This window comes from Eubacterium ventriosum, from assembly GCF_025150745.1.
GTDB classification, from domain to species: Bacteria; Bacillota; Clostridia; order Lachnospirales; family Lachnospiraceae; genus Eubacterium_G; species Eubacterium_G ventriosum.
On the sequence record NZ_CP102282.1, the window covers coordinates 1,348,286 to 1,369,617 of the forward strand.

Sequence of the window (21,332 nt, forward strand, 5' to 3'; positions counted from 1 at the left end):
ATAATGTCAGAAATTAACAGTATTGATGTGGAAGAAGATCAGTTTGCATATCGTTACGATACACAGCTTCTTATAGATAGAAGAGATGAAGATTTGGATGAAGATGAAATATCAGACTACATTACAGAGCATTTTGAAGGAAACTGTTTAATAGCAGTTGGTGATGAAGATTTGATTAAAATACATTTTCATACAAATGAACCTTGGAAGGTTTTGGAATATTGCAACAGCATAGGCGAGATTTACGATATTGTTGTTGAAGATATGATAAGACAGTCTAATGGATTGCAGGGCTAGAATTACAAGAATAATAAATATACAGAAATTGGAGATGCGTTTGCGTTTCCGATTTCTTTTTTTACGGATTCACATTTTTTCTTTTGAACCATATAAGTTTTTTTACGTATATATATAGTAGAAGATTAAATGGGAGATTAGTTTTATGTGTAAAAATACAAAAATATGGATGAAAGCGGCAATAATGCGAGCAATCAGAACCATAGCCCAGACCTTTGTTGCAACAGTGGGAACAGCAGCAGTTATGTCAGAAGTAAACTGGAAAATTGTAATTTCAGCTACAGTTTTGGCAGGATTTTTGAGCATAGCTACAAGTTTAACAGGATTGCCTGAATGCGAAGAAAAAGAAAAATCTTAAAAAGATTTATATTTGTAAATGAATATTTAGAAAAAAAGTGGTAAAATAAGCAAAGGTGTTATTAAAAAACGAAAGAAGAAAGGATGTAGAATATGAGAAACAAAATCAAACAGATTATAGCTGTGTTTTTTGTTATGGTAGCAACGGCAGTTGTATGGAATGCACCTGTTTGGGCAGGCACAGCAACACAGGCGGAATTAACCGGCACACAGGAAGACATTGAACTTAACAAAGAAGTTACAATTAATTGGGAAAAGAATGGTAGTACAGTTGACTATTACTTTACACCAACAGAAAACAAGAGATATTTATTTGTGTTAACAGATAATGATGACAAATTACCAGGTTTATATCAGGGAGATGACAAGTTAAGTTGGTTTAGTTATTATTCAACAGTAGATGGAAAGATGTATCTTCAGACACCTGTGTTAGAAGCAGGAACAAAATATGATATTTATTTTACATCACGTGAAGGTGAAACAGAAATTCAGTTTGGCTTTTACGATGATATCTGGCATGGAGCAGAAGAAATTGACAATGCTGCAACAGGCATAATGAAAAAAGGATATATTGAAGATGGAAAAAATTATTCACGCGCTAAAATTTATAAAATAACAGTTCCGGAAGATGGAGCATACGAATACAGAGTATCAGGATTAAACCCTACAGGTATTGCAGATGACGACTATGATTTTGATGTGGATATTTATGATGAAGATGGAAATTGGAATAGTAATCAGGACAGTGTACCTAACTGGGGTGGCAGTAGTGATGCATGTGCATTTGCCAACTTAGAAGCAGGAAAAACTTATTATCTTGTTTTGGCAAACTATTCAGTTGACAATGCATATGAGTATACATTATCGAGAACAAATTTAGGCATAGAATTAAATAGTGAAAAAACGTTAAATTGGAATGAAATAGGAGATTATTTCTATTATCATTTTATACCTGAAAAAACACAGTCATATCTTTTTACAGTTTCTGACAATGGTGATAGAGTTCCACAAATTGGAAGAACTGATGAAACATGGAAGAATATGATGTATGATGTAGATGGCAAAATTAGATTGGTAACACCAGTATTAGAAGCAGGAAAGGAATATACACTTTATGTGCCTATTGCAGCAGGTGAAAATAGCGTACGGGTTGGTTTCTATGATAATATATGGGAAGATGTAAATACTCTTGAAACACCTTGTTCAGGTACAATAGGAAAAGGAACGAAAAGATTTGATGGAAAAGCTTGGTATCCAAGTAACAGACTTTACAAAGTAACAGTTCCAACAACTACAAATTATGTATATAAGGTAACTGGTTTCAATAAAGAAAAAGAATATAGTGCTTTACTAAGATTTTTAAATGAAGACCTTTCAGAAGTTGAAGGACAAAGAGAAATAAATGACATTAAGCTTACCGGTTCAATTTATACAACAGTAAAATTAGAAGCAGGAAAGACATACTATTTGCGATTTTCAAATTACACGCTAGATAGTGGAGTTGATTACAAAATAGTTATTAATAATCTTAATATTGAGAACGCAAAAAATTTAGGTGAAAGCGCAGAAGGAAAGTTAAGTGCTTCAAGTGATACAACATACAAATTTGTTGCCACAGAAGATAAGGTATATAACTTCACAGATACAAAAGTATCAGAAGATGTAAAAGAATTTTCAATATATGATAATGATTTAAATAATATATCTACTAATAGTATTAAAAAATCAAAAGTAACATACAATGAAAATAATGAACCTAAAGTAGATTATGTTACTTACAAGATTTATCTTAAAAAAGGAACATATTACATTAATCTTAATAACACTTCTGATAAAGAAACAGAATATAATATTAAAGTAGAAAATGAGGAACTCGTTGATATAGACAGCATTAATTTAGATTCTAATTACATTGAAATTGAAGAAGGCGTAAAGAAAGCTGTTAAGTACACTATAAATCCTGATAATGCTACATTTACAAGTGTTGATTGGAAAGTTTCAGACACTAGCATTGTATCACTTGGATATGTAGGTAATGTTATGAATATTGAAGCTTTAAAAGAAGGCGAATGTGATATTACAGTAACAGCTAAAAATGGCAAAAAAGCAGTTTGTCATATTGTTGTAAAAAAAGCCGGGGACCATAAGTATGACAGCACAATTGAAAAAGCTAGCACATCTAAGGATGGAAAGATAATTGATAAATGTAGCCGTTGTGGAGATGTAAAAGTTGCACAGATTATTTCACATCCAACAAATGTAGTTTTAAATAATAGCAATTTTGTTTATGATGGCAAGGTTAAGACACCAACAGTTACAGTTACAAGTGCAGATGGCAAAACAGTTGATTCTGCTAATTATGATATTTCATATGCTAATGGCAGAAAAGATGCAGGAACATATGATGTGAAAGTTACTTTTAAGGGCAACTACACAGGAAGTTTAACAACTAAGTTTACAATAGCAAAGGCTAACCAGAGTTTAAAAATTAAATCACCTAAGAAGAAAATGAAGGTTGGTGCAAAGGCTAAAATTAAAATAAAAGCTAACAAAGGTCATGGAAAAGTTACATACAAAGTATCTAACAAGAAGATTGCAAAAATCAAGAAAGGTAAGTTAGTAGCCCTTAAAAAGGGAAAAGTAAAATTAACAGTAACTTTAAAGGCAACTAAGAACTATAATCAGAAGAAAGTTACAATAACAATAAAAGTTAAATAGTAATTTAAAGGGTGCCACCTTTCAACACAATTAGTTGACAGGTGGCATTTTTATACCCCCAACAGCCAAATGTTGTGGCATTTCACGTCACATAACAATAAGCACAATGTTACAATCAATATCCAACTACAACTTTTGAACTGTTTTTACTTACAAAATAGAGAAAATGCGAGAGAAGGGAAGGAAAGTGAATTGAAAAAATCGCGTTTCAATGAGAATAAAGCTTGGAATTTACCCCCATAGTATGCATAAACTTGCTTCTATGGGGGAATTACTTATTTGTTACTTGAATTCAACTTGTATATTTACACAGCCTTAAATCCACATTCAAATTTTGTTTTTGCCTCCTGCACTTTTTTTGCTTCAGCGGCAGGTGTAGGATAGTAGCCCATTGTATGCATCTGATTAAAAACATCAACCTGGATATCATGTTCCTTGGCAAGTAAGTCTAACATTGTTTCGCGAAGATTATCGTGAACACATTCGTTAGCTCCAAGGTTATAAAGTGTAGTCGCGTTCTTTTCTGAATTAAGAGCGTCGCCTAAAATTTCTTTTTCTGTATATACTTCATTCATAGTTAAACCTCCTGATTTTCAAAAATCAAATTACTTTACATAAGAATAAATTGAGTTAAAGTGTCCCTGATGTTTCTGTGAAATATCAAGCATTTGCTGTTTTATTGTTTCGTCCTGACTATGCTCAGCAAGCATCTGAAACTTTTTGACCAACAACTCCTCTTCAGTTAATAAATCCTGAATAACTGAAAGTTCTTTTTCTGATAAATCCATTATAAAAATCCTCCTAAATTATTTTTCCTAATTAGTATTAATATAAAGCCTGAAAATAATGCTTTGAAAAATATGGAAAAGGGTAGAATATGATTTTTCAAAAAAATAAATAAAAATGTGATATATTTGCTTTTTGAATTGTTTTATAGATAGAAAGATCTTTCAGAGTAACACGGGAGGAAAACAATGGATACAAACAGGTACGCTGATTTAGTAAATATGTATGCAAACAACGTGTACAAAATTGCAGTTTCCTATTGTAATAACAGGTCGGATGCAGAAGACATTGTGCAGAATGTATTTATTAAATTGCTTAAATCAAAAGAAAAATTTAAGGATGATGAGCATGTTAAAAGATGGCTTATAAGGGTGGCAATTAACGAATCGAAAAATATGAATACATCATTTTGGCGAAAACGAATTGTTCCATTGGAGGACTCAGAACCAATTATTAATACAAGGGACAAATCTGATGAGAAAGCTGTTTTGCTGGGAGCTGTCATGAAACTAAAAGAGAAAAACAGAATAGTGGTGCAGCTTTATTATTATGAAGGGTATTCGGTTAAAGAAATTTCCGAAATACTTAGAATAAAAGAAACGACAGTTCAAACCAGATTAATGAGAGCAAGAAATGCTTTAAGGGAAATTGTAAAGGAGGATTGGTTAAATGAATAATTTATATAAGGAAGCAATGGATGAAATAAATATTTCAGACCAGTGCTTAAGAAAGGTGAAAAGTATGAATAATAATAACAAAAAAATAAAAAAATTCAGATTAAAATACGCAGTTGTTTTTGCAACATTGGTGCTTTCATTTTTTGCATTCAACATTGTGTCATATGCGGCAACGGGGAAAGACTTAACAAGCCATATTTCAAATGTTATAGAGAAGAGTCAGGATAATGATTTTGTTAAGACTAAGAAATATAAAGTTAACGATGATACAGAGGTTGAGGTTGAAGAACATGAGGAAAATCTGGACAAAAACAATCTTAAAGTTAATACCGATACAAGCAAAGATGGTGATGTTGAAGTAGAAATCAGAGAGAAAGATAGTAATAAATAATAACATTATCTAAATGGGCTGTCGCATTAGCGGCAGCCCATTGCTGTTTCGGAAGGAATTACGTGTCATATGAAAGAAACGCTGTGTGGCAAGTAAATTATTGAAGAATTCATGCTGTTTCGGAAGGAATTACGTGTCATATGAAAGAAACGCTGTGTGGCAAGTAAATTATTGAAGAATTCATGCTGTTTCGGAAGGAATTACGTGTCATATGAAAGAAATGCTGTGTGACAAGTAAATTATTGAAGAATTCATGCTGTTTCGGTAGAAATTACGTGTCGTATGGAAGAAATGTTGTGTGACAAGTAAATTATTGAAGAATTATTGCTGTTTCGGTAGAAATTACGTGTCGTATGGAAGAAATGTTGTGTGACACGTAAATTGTTGAAAAAACATTGATGTTCGAATGAAAATTACGTGTCATTGGGCAGAAATACTATATACACACGTAATTCATGGCTATTACGGAATTAGCGAACCGAAACTCTGTAAAATCCGTAAATGTAGGAGTAAAGCTTGTCCATTCGACTAGTTTTACGGATTCTCACAACAAAAATTCCTCAGAATCCATAATTGCTAAAATCATCCTAATTATACTAGAGAACAGGTAAGTTCAGATTGAAATCCAGCAAGTTTAAATTGAGTTCAGGGAAGACCCAGGGCAAGTTTAGGTTGAGTTCAGCTGGAGAAAGTTTATGTCAAGTTCAAGCTAAATTTAAATGACCAAATTGCAGGCCTAGAAAATAGAGTAAAGTTTTTGTTGGTTTAAAGAAAAATAAAAATGAGAAAGGTACTCCTAGAAAAAAATTTTGAAATCTTTCCCCTAAGTATGTTAGAATAATAAAAAGATTTGAAGGTGTAATATGAAAAATTTAAAAAGCAGATTGATTATGTTTGTCCTGCTTGTGGGACTTGTTTTTTCCGGATATAAAATTGTAGATTATTTTTATACTTCATATGATGAGAAGCAGAATTTCAATAATGTGGAGAAGCTTGTTGAAAGTGAGTATGAAGATGAGAAGATTCAATATAATGATTTTGAAATATTAAAGAAGTATAAGAAAGTATACGAGAAGAATAATGACTTAGTGGGCTGGATTAAGATTAAGAATACGAATATTGATTATCCGGTTATGCAGACTAAGGATGATTATTCATATTATTTAAAGAGAAATTTCAATAAGAAGTCTTCCATCTATGGGACGCCTTTTGTAGGAGAGGGGTGTGGCATTAATCCCAATTCTGATAATGTGATTATTTATGGTCATAACATGAAGAATGGAACTATGTTTGCAGATTTGAATAAGTATAAAGACAAGGAGTTTTATGAAAGTCATAAAGAAGTACAGTTTGATACGTTGACGGAAGAGGGGACATACAAGGTTGTGTATGCTTTTGTTACGGAAGTGAATAAGAAGGATTCTTTTAAATATTATGAAAAAATAAATTGGAACAGCAAGGATGAATTTAATGAATATGTGTCAAATTTAGAACAGAGAAAGTTGTATGACACAGGTGAGAAGATTAAAAAGAAAGATAAATTATTAACACTTTCAACTTGCGAGAAGGCCAGCGATAATAGTCGAATGGTAGTAGTGTGTAAAAAAAAGCAAAATCAATGACAGATAACGGACAGGAGGATTTATGAAACAGAAAACAGTTGTAATAACAGGTGCAAGTTCAGGTATAGGAATGGAGTTTGCAAGAGCTTTTTCTAAAATGGGGTGTAGGCTTATTTTGACAGCAAGAAGAAAGGAACGCCTTGAAAAATTAAGAGAAGAGCTTGGAACTCCGTGCAAGATTATTGTTGCGGATTTATCAAGAGAGGGCGAATGCTATCAGTTTTTTGAAAATATAGCAGATGAGCCGGTTGATGTTTTTATTAACAATGCAGGTTTTGGAACTTGCGGAAAGTTTGATGAAACTGATTTAGGAAAAGAAGTCTCTATGATAAATGTTAACATTAAGGCTATGCATATTTTGTTTAAGAAGATGGTTATAAAGATGAAGAAGCAGGGCTATGGAATAATTTTAAATGTGGCTTCATCAGCAGGGCTTCTTCCGGCAGGACCTTATATGGCAACATATTATGCTACAAAATCTTATGTAGTAAGCATTACAAAGGCTGTTGCCGAAGAATTAAAAGAGCAGGGAAGCAATATTTATGTTGGGGCACTTTGTCCGGGACCGGTTGATACGGAATTTAATGAAAATGCAGATGTAATTTTTGCTTTAAGAGGAATTACACCAAGATTTTGTGTAAAAGAAGCAATTCACGGAATGAAAAAGAAGCAGGTAATTATAGTGCCATCACTTAAAATGAAGCTTGCAGTTATGGGACAAAAATTATTGCCTTCAAATATTTTGATGAAAATAGTTGCAAAACAGCAAAAGAAGAAGACTGAAAATTCATAAAATCAGAGTATAAATTTGTAATTTGAAGAAGTATAAATTAAAAATAATGGTGAATATCAACAGGAATAATAAAATAAAGTATGTTTATAATAAAAGCGGGAGTTGCAATTTATGCGACTCCTAATTTTGTATTATAAAATAAGCGAAAATTAGAAAATTGCACTAACTAAGTGAAAATCCGTCATAAATTTCTTGAATGAAATGAATGATAATGATTGACTTTGAATGAGCTTGAAGATAAAATTATATCAACAACAGAAAGAACTATTACAGAAAATAACATACAAAATATCATACAAAATATCATACAAGGAGGAACATTAAATGATTTATACAGTAACATTTAATCCATCACTTGATTACATTGTGTCGGTAGATGATTTTAAATTAGGACTTACCAATCGTACAAGTTCTGAATTAATTTTACCGGGAGGTAAAGGAACTAACGTATCAACAGTTTTAAAGAACTTAGGACTTGAAAGTACAGCCCTTGGTTTTGTGGCAGGTTTTACGGGAAATGAAATCGTTAAGAGATTAAATGACATGGGAATTAAATCTGATTTTATTTCTATTGAAAATGGAATCTCAAGAATTAATCTTAAACTTAAATCTATTGACGGAACAGAGATTAACGGAGCAGGACCTGACATTAGTGAAGAAAAGGTTAACGAGTTAATGGACAAGCTTAATCAGCTTAAAGAAGGAGATGTACTTGTTCTTGCAGGAAGTATTCCTTCATCTATGAGCGACAATATTTATAGAGACATAATGGCAGATTTAAAAGACAGAGGAGTGATGATTGTTGTTGATGCAACAAAGGATTTACTTTTAAATGTTTTAGAGTACCATCCATTTCTCATTAAACCTAACAATCACGAATTAGGCGAAATATTTGATGTTAAGCTTACAACAAGAGAAGAAGTTATTCCTTATGGAAGAAAGCTTCAGGAAAAAGGAGCCAGAAACGTTCTTGTTTCTATGGCAGGAGAAGGGGCAGTTCTTATTGCAGAAGATGGCCAGGTATTTGATGCACCTGCACCAAAAGGAAAACTTATTAATGGCGTAGGCGCAGGAGATTCAATGGTTGCAGGTTTTGTGGCAGGTTGGATCGAAAAACAGGATTACGAATATGCTTTCCATATGGGTGTTGCATCAGGAAGTGCAAGCGCTTTTTCAGAAAATCTTGCAACAAAAGAAGAAATTATAAATGTTTACAATCAGGTTATGGGAAAATAATAAAAGAAAAATAATTATTATAAAATAATGGACAAAAAATAATAACTAACAGAATTTAATTAAAAATTAAAATAAAAAATATGTAATTAATGAAGAAAGATTAATTACGGAAATGGAGGCTATTATGAGAATTACAGATTTACTTGATCCAAGAAGTATTTCCCTTACAGCTACACCTAAGACAAAAAGTGAAGCCTTAGATCAGTTAGTTGATTTAATGTGTGCTAGTGGGAAAATTAATGACAAGGAAGCTTATCGTAAGCAGGTTTATGCAAGAGAGGAAGAAAGTACAACAGGTATAGGACTTGGAATTGGTATTCCTCACGGAAAATGTGATGCAGTTGACAAGCCGGGACTTGCAGCAATGGTAGTTAAGAATGGAGTTGACTTTGAGGCATTAGATGATGCACCGGTAACATTACTTTTCTTAATTGCAGCACCTAACACAGAAGATAATGTACATTTAAGTGTTTTAAGTAAGTTATCGGTTATGATGATGGATCAGAATTTCTCAGACTCATTAAGAAATGCAGGAAGCGTTGAAGAATTTCTGGAAATTATTGATCAGGCCGATGATGAAAAGAAGAGTATTGATGAAAGATTGGCAGACACAGGTGAATCAAAAGAAAATTCAACAAAAATTTTGGCAGTTACATCATGTCCTACAGGAATTGCCCACACATACATGGCAGCAGAAGGTCTTGAAACAGCAGCTAAGGCTAAGGGATGCTTTATAAAAGTTGAAACAAGAGGTTCAGGTGGAGCTAAGAATGTTCTTACAGCTAAAGAAATTGAAGAGGCAGATTGTATTATAGTTGCAGCAGATGCTAAGGTCCCAATGGACAGATTTGCCGGAAAGAAAGTTATTGAATGTCAGGTTTCAGATGGAATCAGTAAGGCAGACCAGCTTATAGACAGAGCAATTGCAGGCAATGCACCTATTTACAAACCAGGCTCTGAAAGTAGCAGTAATACAGAAGTTAGTAAATCCGGCAAAGGTATCGGACATCAGATTTATACACAGCTTATGAACGGTGTATCACACATGCTTCCATTCGTAGTTGGCGGTGGTATACTTATTGCAATAGCATTTCTTATTGATGGTTTAAATGTTGATATTAATTCACTTCCTGCTGATCAGAGAAGTAATTTTGGTACAATTACACCTATGGCAGCAATGTTTAAGAGCATTGGTGGTACAGCATTTGGCTTTATGCTTCCTGTTCTTGCAGGTTATATAGCAATGGCAATAGCAGACAGACCGGCACTTGCAGTTGGTTTTGTAGGTGGTATGATTGCAGCAAACGGTAAGTCAGGTTTCCTTGGAGCATTAGTTGCAGGTTTCGTCGCAGGTTATTTAATAATCGGTTTAAGAAAATTATGCGACAAGCTTCCTGACGCACTTGAAAAAATCGCACCGGTACTTATTTATCCTGTACTTGGAATTTTGATTATCGGAATATTTATGACTTATGTAGTTGAACCTATTATGGGTGGAATTAATACAGGAGTTAACAGTGGACTTGAAGGAATGGCAGGTTCAAGTAAGATATTACTTGGTTTGATTTTAGGTGGAATGATGTCAATCGACATGGGTGGCCCATTCAATAAGGCAGCATACGTTTTCGGTGTTGCACAGATTGCAGCAGGCAACTACGACATTATGGCAACAGTTATGATTGGTGGTATGGTTCCACCTTGCGCAATCGCACTTGCAACATTATTATTTAAAGATAAATTTACAAAAGAAGAAAGAGAAGCAGGACCAACAAACTTTATTATGGGACTTGCATTCATTACAGAAGGTGCAATTCCTTTTGCAGCATCAGATCCATTACATGTATTACCTGCATGTATTATCGGTTCAGGCTTAGCAGGAGCATTATCAATGGTATTTAATTGTACATTGATGGCACCTCATGGTGGAATCTTCGTGTTCCCTGTAGTTGGAAACGGATTAATGTACTTTGTAGCATTAGTTGCGGGCACAATTGTTTCAGCAGTATTACTTGGAGCATTAAAGAAAAAAGTAGCTTAAATTAAAAATATTTGCAGTGCTCAAAATTAACCTTGGGCACTGCTTTTGTGGATTATTTATCCATCACGGAGGAAAAATGTTAACAGAACAAAGGCATAAATTATTATTAGAGTTGGTAAATAAGAAGAAAAGCATTACAGTAACTGAAGCAAAAGAAGTTCTTAATGTATCAGAATCAACTATTAGACGTGATATTATTGCATTGCATAATGCAGGGAAGTTGACAAAAGTTTTCGGTGGTGCAATCGCTCTTGAAGAAACAGTAATCACTGAAGAACCATCGGTTGATCAGAGAGTTGAAAAGAATAAAGATGAAAAAAGCATTATTGCAGAATATGCTGCAAGTCTGGTTGAACAGGGAGACTTTGTATATATAGACGCAGGAACAACAACAGGCTATATGTTAGGTTACTTAAATAACAGCAAATCTGTTTTTGTAACTAATGCAGTAACTCACGCAAAAAAACTTGCGTTGCAGGGAAACAAAGTTATTCTTATTGAGGGAGAATTAAAAGGTTCAACAGAAGCTCTTGTTGGAGGATATGCAGCAGCATCTCTTAAAAAATTTCACTTTTCGAAAGGTTTTTTTGGAACAAATGGTTTAACGAAAAAAGCAGGTTTTACAACTCCTGATACAAGTGAAGCACTTGTAAAAAATAAGGCAATGGAGCAGTGTAAAGAATGCTATGTTTTGGCTGATCAGTCAAAATTTGACAAAATAAGCCCGGTAACATTCCAGCAGTTTGGCAGAGCAATAATAATAACAGAAAGCAAACCTGAAGGCTATATGGAATGTGAAAATATAATAGTTGTTCGGGAAAATTAAAATTTATAGAATGGTTATAAAATAATTAACAGAAATTAAAAAAATTGAAAAGGTAAAGATTATTAAAAATAAATGAAAGGCAGTTTGTAGCTTGATATGCTATGGCTGTCTTTTTTTTGAGACTTAATAAGAAAATTCTTTGAAAATTCCATTAATTAAAATCCAGTTGAGAATTGCAAGCCAAGTTTTGATAAAAAAGTCGAAAAAAGCATGTGACATTTTGCAACTTTTTTGGGAAAGTTTTTCTTTGATTTACTGCATAAAAACTGAATTTTTACAAAAACATCACATAAACAACTAACAACAAAATGTAATAAAGCATAAATAAAGTGTTGACAATAAAAAAATGAGGTGCTAATATCGATTTACCAAAAGAACACAACGTAATATATGAATAAATGAAGCCAGTATAAGTGACATTTTCGTAAAAGTCGTATTATCTTAGACAGTCATAAATTCATTTGTTTATTTTATGTTTGTTCTTAGGAATAAGTTAAGAAAGGAGAAATACAATGGACGTTTTTTTGCAGGAACATGGTAAGACTGTTTTTATAGCAGTTTGTATCTTACTTTTAGTAGGCGTTGCATATGCAATTGGCCCGGTTATTAGCAAGGCAGTACAGGATGTAGTTGGAAGCTACACAACTTCTGTTACATTTGACAGCATTGCAGGAAAGATTCCTACCGCAGGACAGTAGGTAGGTATACATTTGGATGTGTTTATAATTGATTAATTAGACGATGGGGGAAGTAGGAATGAGGAAACTTTCATTGCCAGATAAGGCTTATGGAAATCTTTTAAAATTTATTTTGGATGAGAATATTACGGATATAAATTGGAGTCAGGGATTATGGGTTAATGATTTAAATAAGGGAAGGTATAAAATTAAAGGCTTTACATTAGACGATAATTTTATTCAGCAGTTTTATACAAGAATAAGCAATTTAATGAACGTACAGTTTAATAAGAATAACCCATTACTTGAGGCAGAAACGGATAATTTAAGAATATCAATTTTGCATGACTCAGTAACAAACACGGGGATTAGCATAAGTATCAGAAAGACACCAGCAGTAAGAAGAATTAACAGGGACAGCATCGTTAAAGATGATTACTGTAATGGGGATATAGATACTTTTATGGAGAATGCCATACGAGCTCATTGTACAGTAGTAGTGGGGGGATTACCGGGGGTAGGAAAAACAGAATATGTAAAGTATTTAACCCAGTTTATTCCAGCGTATGAAAGAGTATATACCATAGAAGATAACCTTGAACTAAGATATTCAGCAATTAATCCAGGCAAAGATTGCGTTGAAATTAAAATAAGCGATACATTTGGATATTCAGAAGCATTAAAGGCAAGTAAGAGACAGTTACCTACGTGGGTTTTGCTAGCAGAAGCAAGAGGCGAAGAGGTCCGGTTCCTAATGGAAAATATTTCTGCAGGCGTACATTGCCTGACCACAGTGCATCTTGATGATGTTAGCAAACTCCCTGATCGTTTAAGAAATATGGGACAGACAATTAACGAAAATGATGTGTATTCTTTTATTGACATTGGAGTACAGATACGGTCTGTTGTAAAAGAAGGAGAAAAGATAAAAAGAAAGGTGGCACAGGTTATTTGTCTTTCGAGAGAGGATGAGAAGAATGGAAAGACAATGATATATGAGGATGGAAAGATATTAACTAAAGATTTGCCTCTTGATATAAAGAGAAAATTTGAATTAGCGGGAATTAAGAATCCTTTTTTAAAGGAGAATGAAGAATGAAAAATATAAAAAATTTATTAAAGAGAGTTAGCGTGGTGGCAGTCATATGTTTAGCGTACAGACTTAAACTTATACCGGGGCTGATATGTGTTCTGACAATAGTAGTATGTAATGTTTTTTTAGAGAAGCAGGACAGAATAAAGAAGCAATATTTAGCCAAGTATAATGATGTAGTTTTGTATATGGAACAAATGATTTACTCTTTTAAGAAACAACCAAAGATTAGAATGGCATTATTAGATGCCCAAAAAGTAAGTTCCATAGAGATGAGAGAAGTAATTGAGGAAGCAATAGTAAATATTGATTCTAACAAGTCAGCGAATATTTATGAGGACGCATTGGCAATAATTGAGAAAGAATACAACTGTGGAAGAATTAAATCATTACATAAATTTATTATAAAAATAGAAAATTATGGTGGAAATTATGAAACGTATATAGATATTTTATTGGAGGATATAAAAAATTGGAGTGACAGGACTTTAACATTTATAAGAAATGTGGATAGAACAAGACGAAATGTTTTAATATCCATTGCATCAACACTGATAACCTGTGGATTTATGGCATATTTGATACCTAAGGATTACAAGTTTACCGAGCATGGATTATATCAGGTATGTTCAATGATATTAATAATGGCAATGATATTTACTTATCTTGCAATAACTAAACGATTAAATTTTGACTGGTTAAAAGAAGAAAGGGCTTTGCCCGACAATATGGTTATAAAATACTATGCCTTAGTAGAAAAAGGGTACAATAATATATCAGATTTAAGTTTTATGGAAAGAATAAATTACAAAAAAGCAAAGAAAAGACTGGAACGTGAAATATACAAGATTTTTCCTGATTGGATAAGAGATGTGGCTATTAATCTTCAAAATGATACAGTTCAGTCAGCAATAGAAGGATCATATGAGGATACACCATTTATATTAAAACGACCGGTGAGAAAATTATTAATTGATTTTGAACGATATCCTGTTGGAATTGAGCCATATGATAATGTTTTAAAAGAGTTTGACTTACCGGATGTGAAATCATCAGTAAAGATGTTTTATTCAATAAACGAATTGGGCAGAGAGCAGTCAACTAAGCAGATAGGTGCAATAATAGATAGAAATAATAAGCTGTCAGGTCAGACAGAAGAAATGAAAAACAAAGACCGAATCGGAATAGCGGCAATGTATTCAGTTATACCAATGTTTCTTGGAGTATTAAAGATTATAGTTGATATGTTGTTAATGATTTTAGTGTTTACATCTTCAATTTCGGAGGTGGTGAAATGAAAGAATTATTATCAGAGGCAGGACAGTGTCTGGTATACGGAATAATATTTGTACTATTAATAATGGGATTTTATGGAATATTTGTATCGGTAACCGTTTAATAAGTATATATTAATCAAAATAGCAGACAGGTTTTATGAGAAAAAAACAAGGGGGATATTATGGAACAGTTTATATCAGAACATGGTGGAGTTATTGTAAGCGGAATAGTAACCATAGCATTATTAGGAATAATAATGACAGTAATCTTAGCTGTTGGAAATATGGACGCTTACGAGATTTCAAAAATAATAGGGGGATAGTAGTGGAAGTATTTTTAGAAGAACATGGAGAAAGTATTATATACGGATTAATAGGGCTGGTTATGGTAGTGACCATAACAGCGGTAATAAGCAGAGGCATTGTTAATATAGTTCCGGATTACAAAAAAGAACTTAGCAGGAACAACAGTTATCAGATAGAAAAGAATGAATACAAATATCCCACAATAATAGCAGATGAGGTTATATATGCAGATTATGGAGATACCACTTTTAATTATATGGACTACATAAGAGCAAGAGATTACAGAGGAGGCAATATAACCGATAAAGTGAAAGTATATGGAAAGGTAGATGTTAACCAAAAGGGCGTGTACAGATTAAGATGTACAGTAATATCATATTTTAATCTGGCATGTACTAAGTACATAAATATTATAGTGGAATAGAGATAAGAAAGAGGGGGAATATATGAGATTGGCAATAGAATTATTTGCTATGGCAATAACCATTACATTAGGATGTCTGTTATTATCATCTATGATTACCAGTGGAAATCAGGTGGCTGACGCAAGAGATTATTATAACGTGGTAGTTAACAGAATTGAGGATAGTTATTGTAACGAAGATGTTATAAGAGAATGCATTAACGAGGCGGAAAACAAAGGTTATCAATTATCAGTAAAGGATGTAACAATGTATAATGACAACCCAAGTAAGCTTGTTGTTTTATCTTATAATGTAACCTTTCCAATTCTTAATATGTTTAACAAAGATAATAAAAAACAGGCGGTGATAGAAGGATATGCGAGATAAAATTAAAGTATTAATCATAACGTCAATAATATGTTTATTTTACTGTGGAGTTGCCTTTGGATATACGGGAGGTGGCACAAAGGGTAATCCTTACATAGTGTCAAATGTAGACGAACTAACAACAATTCTTAATGAGAAAGGAAGTAACGATTGGGTATACATATCATTAAAATCTAATATAAAAATTAAGAAAACAATAACTGTTAGAACAGGTTATTTTGTTATAAATGCAACAAACGGTGATAAAACAATTAAACGTAGTACATCTTTAAAAGATTCCATTAATGATCAAAGTAATCCGGGATATTGTTTTAGAATATTAAATACTTCATATGTAATATTTGGATTAGGTGGAAATATGCTTACATTAGATGGAAGTTGGAAGGATTTAGGAAATGCAAATATGTCAGGCTGGATAAATGTAGAACCAGGCGGACGGCTTTATATAGAAAGATTTGCACGTTTGATAAACACATTTAACAACGAAAAAAAATCCGGAGCTCCAATTATGACATATGGAGATACGCAGATTAATTGTGAAATTGGCAGATGTAAAGGATACAATGGTGGAGCAATTAAAAATATAAAAGGAACTTTAAAAGTATATGGAGATACAAAAATACATGATTGTGTATCTGTAACCGAAGGTGGGGCAATACATAATTCACAAAAAGGAACACTAAGTATAGAAGATTCGGAAATTTGGAATTGCGAAGCATTAGAAGAAGGTGGAGCGATTTTTTCAAAAGATGCAGATAGTTTGTGTGTTATTTATTCAGGGAAGATACATAATAACAAATCAGGTGAAAGTGCCGGAGCAGTTTTCTCAGGATATGGAGCGACGCTTGTTGTAGGAAGGTCAACATCGGGACCTGAAATATTTGAAAATACTTCAGGAGGAAGCGGAGGTGGAGTAAGATGCAACGGAGGAACAGGTACAGATGCAGGTGGAATAACAACATTTATAAGAGGGACAATAACAAATAATACTTCAGGTAAGCATGGTGGAGGCATTGCCTGTGGAGAAGCAGGAGAAAATGGTCAGTCAAAACTTTATATGTCAGATATGACTATTAGTAATAATACTTGTACAGAGTCAGGTGGTGGAATTTGGACACCAAACAATATACAGGGAACAGGAACAGAATATGCAATTATTCAAAACAGCCGGATTACATCCAATACTTGTCATAAATATGGTGGAGGTATATCTGTCCATGGAAAGGTTTATGTATCAAACTGTTCAATAGAACATAATTTTACAGGTGACAGGGGAGCAGGAATCCATATAACAGAAGGAGGTACGTTAAAATATGATATGGGAACAATTTCTGACAATAAAACCTTAGACAGTATTACAGGAACGGGAATATATGTAAATGGTCAGCTTAAAATTAATGAATCGGCAAGAATAGCTGAAAATAATGTAGTTTACCTGCCAAAAGGAAAATATATAGAAGTAACAGGTGAACTTTATAAAAATTATTCAAGTATTGCAAAAATAGAATCGGAAGACAAAAGTAATGGAACAAAATTAGTATATATAAATTATGAAAATGGAACAGGCGAGAAAGAACTGTATTATAAAGGAACTTCCAGTGATGAATATGAAGGAAAAGAAGTGCAAAAGAAATATAGTTGTGTTGGAATAAGTTCGCAACAATTACTAAGAACGGGAGAAAATGTTTCAGGCATCGGGAAAAATTGGATTATTATAAGTGAAAAATACTTAATAAAATATGATTCAAATACAACTGATGAAGTTAAAAATATGCCTTCAGATCAAGTAAAATTTTGGAATGAAAATATTAAATTAAGCAGTGAAGGTCCTAAAAGAGAAAAATATATAATTGATACTAAAAAACATTGGAATTACTCAAAAGATGGAAGAGGAACAAGAATTTCAGCGGGAGCTTATTTTTATGCCAATGAATCAAGAGTTCTATATGCTCAGTGGAAGAAACGTCCACCTAAGGAAATATATATAAATGCTAAGGACAGATATTATTTTAAAGGACAAGGCATAGTTATAAATAGAGAAGAATTGCTGAAAAAAGTTACAGTAACTGACGATGTTGATAACGGAAATGAGTATTATGTTAGAATAATAGAAATAACCCGAACCAGTGATAATCTTGTCAATAATGATAGTAGTGACGATAAAAATGATAGCAGCAGTAACAAGAACGATAGTACTAACGATAAAAATGATAGCAGCAGTAATAAGAGCGATAGTGCTAGTAATAAAAGTGACAGCAGCAGTAACAAGAGCGATAGTACTGACAATAAAAGTGATAGTAAAAACAATAACAGTAGCAATAAAAGTGACAGTGGCAGTAAAGGTAATTACAAAGACAACAATTTATTAGCGACGGGATCAAACCTTGTTCCTGAAAAGTACATTAATACGTCAAAGGTTAGTGTATATAAAATAAAGATATACACTGAAACAGAAACAGCAAGTGTAAATGCAACAGCAACGTTTAAAATTTATGTATTAGATAATGAAACAGCTATTGGTTCTGTAAGATTTATAAGCAGTAAATATATTTATACATTATCAGATACTTCAAAATGGAATAAAAAGCGAAATGAGACTTTGAATACAAGGTTAACTAATGCGTTAAAAGATTCAAATCCAATGCTCAAAGTTGCGTATACAAGTGATGAAATTGAGCAGATAAGAAAGACTGTAAAAGGAAAAGGCTATAGAATAACCAATAGTCTTAATAAAAATATTACAAAGGAATGGTAGTGTATGAAACAGATAATAATTATTGTGGGAACCATAGTTATAATTTTCATAGCTGCAATGACAATAGTATCTGTGGAAAGTAAGGACTTAAGAACAGACGAATTAAACAGAGCAGTTTCTGCATCAATTAAGAAAACAGTTTCAGACAGTCAGATTGAAAATCAGTCGACTATATTGTCTAATAAGGAAATGGTAGCATATTTTATTCAGTTGTTAAGTGTTAACATGAAAGGCAAGGGAGATGTTACCGTTGAAGTATATGATGCAGACTATAAAGAGGGACTTTTGTCTGTTGCAGTAACTGAAAAATTTAAATATGTAAATGGAAAAAATGGAGAAATAACAGTTAGAAAGTCAGCAATAGCTGAATAAAAATCAGATGTGTCCTAAAGTCATTATCCCACCATTGTGCAGGCACAGGTGGAATAAGACAATTTAACTTATAATCTATAGTATTATATTATTTTTGAATTTTAGTGCTGACTTCGCCGGAGTTTAGCCATTCTTCAGAACCGTCTTCATAACGAACTTTAAGATGGCATTCCTTGTCTATTTCAAGAGCCAGTGCATTTCTTGAAGTTCCGTTAGAAAGTACGCTGATAGGTTGCCCAATTATCATTGAACGGCTAATATATTCGTCAAGATAAGCTCTTTTGTCAAAGGATTCATAGTATTCCATAAAATAGTTTAAAAGGTGACCAACAAGTATGCTTCGCTTATTTACGGCATCACTGCTTTTTTCAAAAATAGCAGTTGCAATTTCTGAAATATCTTCAGGAAAACCGTCTTCAGGTGGGCATACGTTAATGCCAATTCCTACTATGGCATAATCCAACTTTGATGTTTCAATATTAAAGGCAGCTTCGGTAAGAATGCCACAAACTTTTTTACCTTCAATATAAATGTCATTAACCCATTTAATGTCAGCTTTTTTGTTAGAAACATCTTCAATGGCTTTGGCTGTTGCCACAGCAGCAGAAGTTGTTAAGAATAAAGCCTGATCAGCAGGAATATCAGGTCTTACTAATATGCTAATGTACAGGCCTGTGTTTGATGGAGAGTAGAATTTCTTACCCATTCGTCCTCTGCCAAGTGTCTGTTCTGTGGCGATAAGGACTGTGCCGTGTGGCGCACTCTGTTCGGCTTTTTCTTTTAAAACTGTATTGGTAGATGTAATGGTTTTGTATACAGACAAATCAAGTGGATAATTTAAATATTGTTCAATGCTTTGTGGTGAAAGAATGTCATTGTCAGGCTCTAAGCAATATCCTTTGTTAGGAATTGCATTTATTGAATAGCCATCTTTTTCAAGAGTTTTAATGGCTTTCCAGATAGAGTTACGGCTTACGTTAAGATTAGTTGCAAGCTGACCTCCTGAAATGTATTCACCTTTATTTTCTTCAAGCTGTTTTAAAACTTCGTCTTTTATGCTCATGGTAACAGAAACCTTTCTTAATTAGTATGATTATGCAATAAAGAGTTATGCAATAGAAGTACATAACAAAATTCATTTTATGCAATGAAAATATAATGTCAAAAATATGACATAAAAAAGTATAACATCAAAAATATGTTTATTCAACAAAACAAAGTGAATGAATAATAAAATGTTAGCTAAAAAATAAAATGGGTTGACAATCGAAAAACGTTGTCTTACAATGGTGACGTTGGAGTGCGCATATTCAGAGAATATTTAGAAGGGACATAGGCATAAATTTAATTACTCAATTGATGCCTTTTATAAAAAATGAATAATAAGAAATTTTTAACTGTTCAGGATATGGTTCTTATAGCTGTATTTGTAGCAATAATAACTGTATGTTCATTTATACAGATTTCAGTAGGACCTGTACCATTTACATTACAGACATTTGGTGTTTTTGTAACAGCAGGCATACTTGGAACTAAGAGAGGAACATTAGCAGTTATAGTTTATATTTTGCTTGGTATTATTGGTGTACCTGTATTTTGTGGTGCAGGCGGACCGGGAGTTATTGTTGGAACAACAGGTGGTTACATAACAGGATTTGTTTTTACTGCACTTATTATTGGCATAATCACTCATTTCTTTGAAAAGAGTTCTACATGGTTAAAACTTGGAGCTACAGTTGTAGCTATGATTTTAGGTGATGTTGTATGTTTTGTTATTGGAACAATTCAGTTTATGTTTGTAATGAAGACTTCATTGACAGTGGCATTGGGATACTGTGTAATACCATTTATTATTCCTGATTTAGTTAAAATATTAGTAGCAACAATTATTGTTAATAGGATGAAGAAATATGTCAAAATACTTAATTAGACCACATCATATGTTGTGTATGCAGTTCTTTGAGGGCAAGGGATACAGCGATGGATTTGTTGCATCTATGGCAGCAATAAAAGAAAAACTTGAAAAAGAAGATCCTCAGGTTGAGATTGTTGAAGGAACAGATGATGTATGTAAGAATTGCCCACATAATATGGGTGGGGCATGTGAGAATGAAGATTCTGTAAGACAACATGACAAGAGAGTGTATGACAAAGTAATTGAAACTGTAGGAAACAGTGCCAAATGGTCAAATATTACCAAAGCCATAAGAGAGAACATTATAGACTCAGGTAAGATGAGAGAAACTTGTGGTAAGTGTCAGTGGTCAGATATTTGTTTTAAAAATTAGAATAATAAATATATATATTTCAAACAACCAAA

Annotated in this window: 23 protein-coding genes; 20 read left to right on the forward strand and 3 right to left on the reverse strand. The window is 32.9% G+C overall.

Features of this window, described 5'->3' with window-relative positions; all coding sequences use genetic code 11:
• The first annotated feature begins 3 nt into the window (after window positions 1-3).
• The 3 genes from NQ558_RS06090 (at window position 4) to NQ558_RS06100 (ending at window position 3,372) form a co-directional block, all read left to right on the forward strand.
• A complete protein-coding gene (locus tag NQ558_RS06090) occupies window positions 4-297 on the forward strand; it encodes a hypothetical protein (protein WP_117901531.1) in 294 nt (97 codons plus the stop codon).
• Window positions 298-442: 145 nt separating this feature from the next.
• Entirely contained in the window at window positions 443-655 is a 213-nt protein-coding gene (locus NQ558_RS06095) for a holin (RefSeq protein ID WP_005363529.1), read from the forward strand.
• Between the two features lie 92 nt (window positions 656-747).
• A complete protein-coding gene (locus tag NQ558_RS06100; RefSeq protein ID WP_005363531.1) occupies window positions 748-3,372 on the forward strand; it encodes an Ig-like domain-containing protein in 2,625 nt (874 codons plus the stop codon).
• A 305-nt stretch (window positions 3,373-3,677) separates the two neighbouring features.
• On the opposite strand, the gene NQ558_RS06105 is transcribed toward NQ558_RS06100, so the two are convergent.
• Together NQ558_RS06105 and NQ558_RS06110 are read right to left on the reverse strand one after the other, a co-directional pair.
• On the reverse strand, window positions 3,678-3,947 hold the full coding sequence (locus tag NQ558_RS06105; protein ID WP_005363533.1) for a spore coat protein: 270 nt from the start codon (window positions 3,945-3,947) through the stop codon (window positions 3,678-3,680).
• Between the two features lie 30 nt (window positions 3,948-3,977).
• Window positions 3,978-4,160 (reverse strand): hypothetical protein, encoded by a 183-nt coding sequence (locus NQ558_RS06110; RefSeq protein WP_005363535.1) that lies wholly within the window; start codon window positions 4,158-4,160, stop codon window positions 3,978-3,980.
• A 186-nt stretch (window positions 4,161-4,346) separates the two neighbouring features.
• Here NQ558_RS06110 and NQ558_RS06115 point away from each other — a divergent pair, with 186 nt between their 5' ends.
• The 15 genes from NQ558_RS06115 (at window position 4,347) to NQ558_RS06185 (ending at window position 19,012) form a co-directional block, all read left to right on the forward strand.
• On the forward strand, window positions 4,347-4,835 hold the full coding sequence (locus NQ558_RS06115; protein ID WP_005363536.1) for an RNA polymerase sigma factor: 489 nt from the start codon (window positions 4,347-4,349) through the stop codon (window positions 4,833-4,835).
• Window positions 4,828-5,226 carry a hypothetical protein gene (locus NQ558_RS06120; protein ID WP_005363537.1) on the forward strand — a complete coding sequence of 133 codons (399 nt, stop codon included), beginning with the start codon at window positions 4,828-4,830 and terminating at the stop codon, window positions 5,224-5,226. The genes NQ558_RS06115 and NQ558_RS06120 overlap by 8 nt, the downstream gene beginning before the upstream one ends.
• Window positions 5,227-6,089: 863 nt before the next feature.
• Window positions 6,090-6,848 carry a class B sortase gene (gene srtB / locus NQ558_RS06125; protein ID WP_005363539.1) on the forward strand — a complete coding sequence of 253 codons (759 nt, stop codon included), beginning with the start codon at window positions 6,090-6,092 and terminating at the stop codon, window positions 6,846-6,848.
• 22 nt (window positions 6,849-6,870) lie between these two features.
• On the forward strand, window positions 6,871-7,641 hold the full coding sequence (locus NQ558_RS06130; RefSeq protein WP_005363540.1) for an SDR family NAD(P)-dependent oxidoreductase: 771 nt from the start codon (window positions 6,871-6,873) through the stop codon (window positions 7,639-7,641).
• 324 nt (window positions 7,642-7,965) lie between these two features.
• Window positions 7,966-8,877: a 1-phosphofructokinase gene (gene pfkB / locus NQ558_RS06135; RefSeq protein WP_005363542.1), complete on the forward strand. Its 912-nt coding sequence runs from the start codon at window positions 7,966-7,968 to the stop codon at window positions 8,875-8,877.
• Window positions 8,878-9,001: 124 nt separating this feature from the next.
• Window positions 9,002-10,915 carry a PTS fructose transporter subunit IIABC gene (locus NQ558_RS06140; RefSeq protein ID WP_040447316.1) on the forward strand — a complete coding sequence of 638 codons (1,914 nt, stop codon included), beginning with the start codon at window positions 9,002-9,004 and terminating at the stop codon, window positions 10,913-10,915.
• A 76-nt stretch (window positions 10,916-10,991) separates the two neighbouring features.
• Window positions 10,992-11,741: a DeoR/GlpR family DNA-binding transcription regulator gene (locus NQ558_RS06145; RefSeq protein WP_005363544.1), complete on the forward strand. Its 750-nt coding sequence runs from the start codon at window positions 10,992-10,994 to the stop codon at window positions 11,739-11,741.
• Window positions 11,742-12,253: 512 nt separating this feature from the next.
• Complete coding sequence (locus NQ558_RS06150; protein ID WP_005363545.1) at window positions 12,254-12,439, forward strand: hypothetical protein; 186 nt, start codon at window positions 12,254-12,256, stop codon at window positions 12,437-12,439.
• Window positions 12,440-12,497: 58 nt separating this feature from the next.
• Window positions 12,498-13,517 carry an ATPase, T2SS/T4P/T4SS family gene (locus NQ558_RS06155; RefSeq protein ID WP_040447318.1) on the forward strand — a complete coding sequence of 340 codons (1,020 nt, stop codon included), beginning with the start codon at window positions 12,498-12,500 and terminating at the stop codon, window positions 13,515-13,517.
• Window positions 13,514-14,809: a hypothetical protein gene (locus NQ558_RS06160; protein ID WP_005363548.1), complete on the forward strand. Its 1,296-nt coding sequence runs from the start codon at window positions 13,514-13,516 to the stop codon at window positions 14,807-14,809. The genes NQ558_RS06155 and NQ558_RS06160 overlap by 4 nt, the downstream gene beginning before the upstream one ends.
• Before the next feature lie 161 nt (window positions 14,810-14,970).
• Window positions 14,971-15,111 (forward strand): hypothetical protein, encoded by a 141-nt coding sequence (locus NQ558_RS06165; protein ID WP_156775005.1) that lies wholly within the window; start codon window positions 14,971-14,973, stop codon window positions 15,109-15,111.
• 2 nt (window positions 15,112-15,113) lie between these two features.
• Complete coding sequence (locus NQ558_RS06170; RefSeq protein WP_040447320.1) at window positions 15,114-15,518, forward strand: DUF5011/hyalin repeat domain-containing protein; 405 nt, start codon at window positions 15,114-15,116, stop codon at window positions 15,516-15,518.
• Between the two features lie 22 nt (window positions 15,519-15,540).
• A complete protein-coding gene (locus tag NQ558_RS06175) occupies window positions 15,541-15,885 on the forward strand; it encodes a hypothetical protein (protein WP_005363550.1) in 345 nt (114 codons plus the stop codon).
• Window positions 15,875-18,640 carry a hypothetical protein gene (locus tag NQ558_RS06180; RefSeq protein WP_005363554.1) on the forward strand — a complete coding sequence of 922 codons (2,766 nt, stop codon included), beginning with the start codon at window positions 15,875-15,877 and terminating at the stop codon, window positions 18,638-18,640. The genes NQ558_RS06175 and NQ558_RS06180 overlap by 11 nt, the downstream gene beginning before the upstream one ends.
• Before the next feature lie 3 nt (window positions 18,641-18,643).
• Window positions 18,644-19,012, forward strand: a complete 369-nt coding sequence (locus NQ558_RS06185) for a hypothetical protein (protein ID WP_005363556.1) — start codon at window positions 18,644-18,646, stop codon at window positions 19,010-19,012.
• A gap of 88 nt (window positions 19,013-19,100) precedes the next feature.
• On the opposite strand, the gene NQ558_RS06190 is transcribed toward NQ558_RS06185, so the two are convergent.
• Window positions 19,101-20,075 carry a biotin--[acetyl-CoA-carboxylase] ligase gene (locus tag NQ558_RS06190; protein ID WP_005363558.1) on the reverse strand — a complete coding sequence of 325 codons (975 nt, stop codon included), beginning with the start codon at window positions 20,073-20,075 and terminating at the stop codon, window positions 19,101-19,103.
• A gap of 312 nt (window positions 20,076-20,387) precedes the next feature.
• Between NQ558_RS06190 and NQ558_RS06195 the strand changes: the two genes are divergently transcribed.
• On the forward strand, window positions 20,388-20,942 hold the full coding sequence (locus NQ558_RS06195) for a biotin transporter BioY (RefSeq protein ID WP_005363559.1): 555 nt from the start codon (window positions 20,388-20,390) through the stop codon (window positions 20,940-20,942).
• A complete protein-coding gene (locus tag NQ558_RS06200) occupies window positions 20,923-21,300 on the forward strand; it encodes a DUF1284 domain-containing protein (protein WP_005363561.1) in 378 nt (125 codons plus the stop codon). The genes NQ558_RS06195 and NQ558_RS06200 overlap by 20 nt, the downstream gene beginning before the upstream one ends.
• Window positions 21,301-21,332 lie beyond the last annotated feature (32 nt).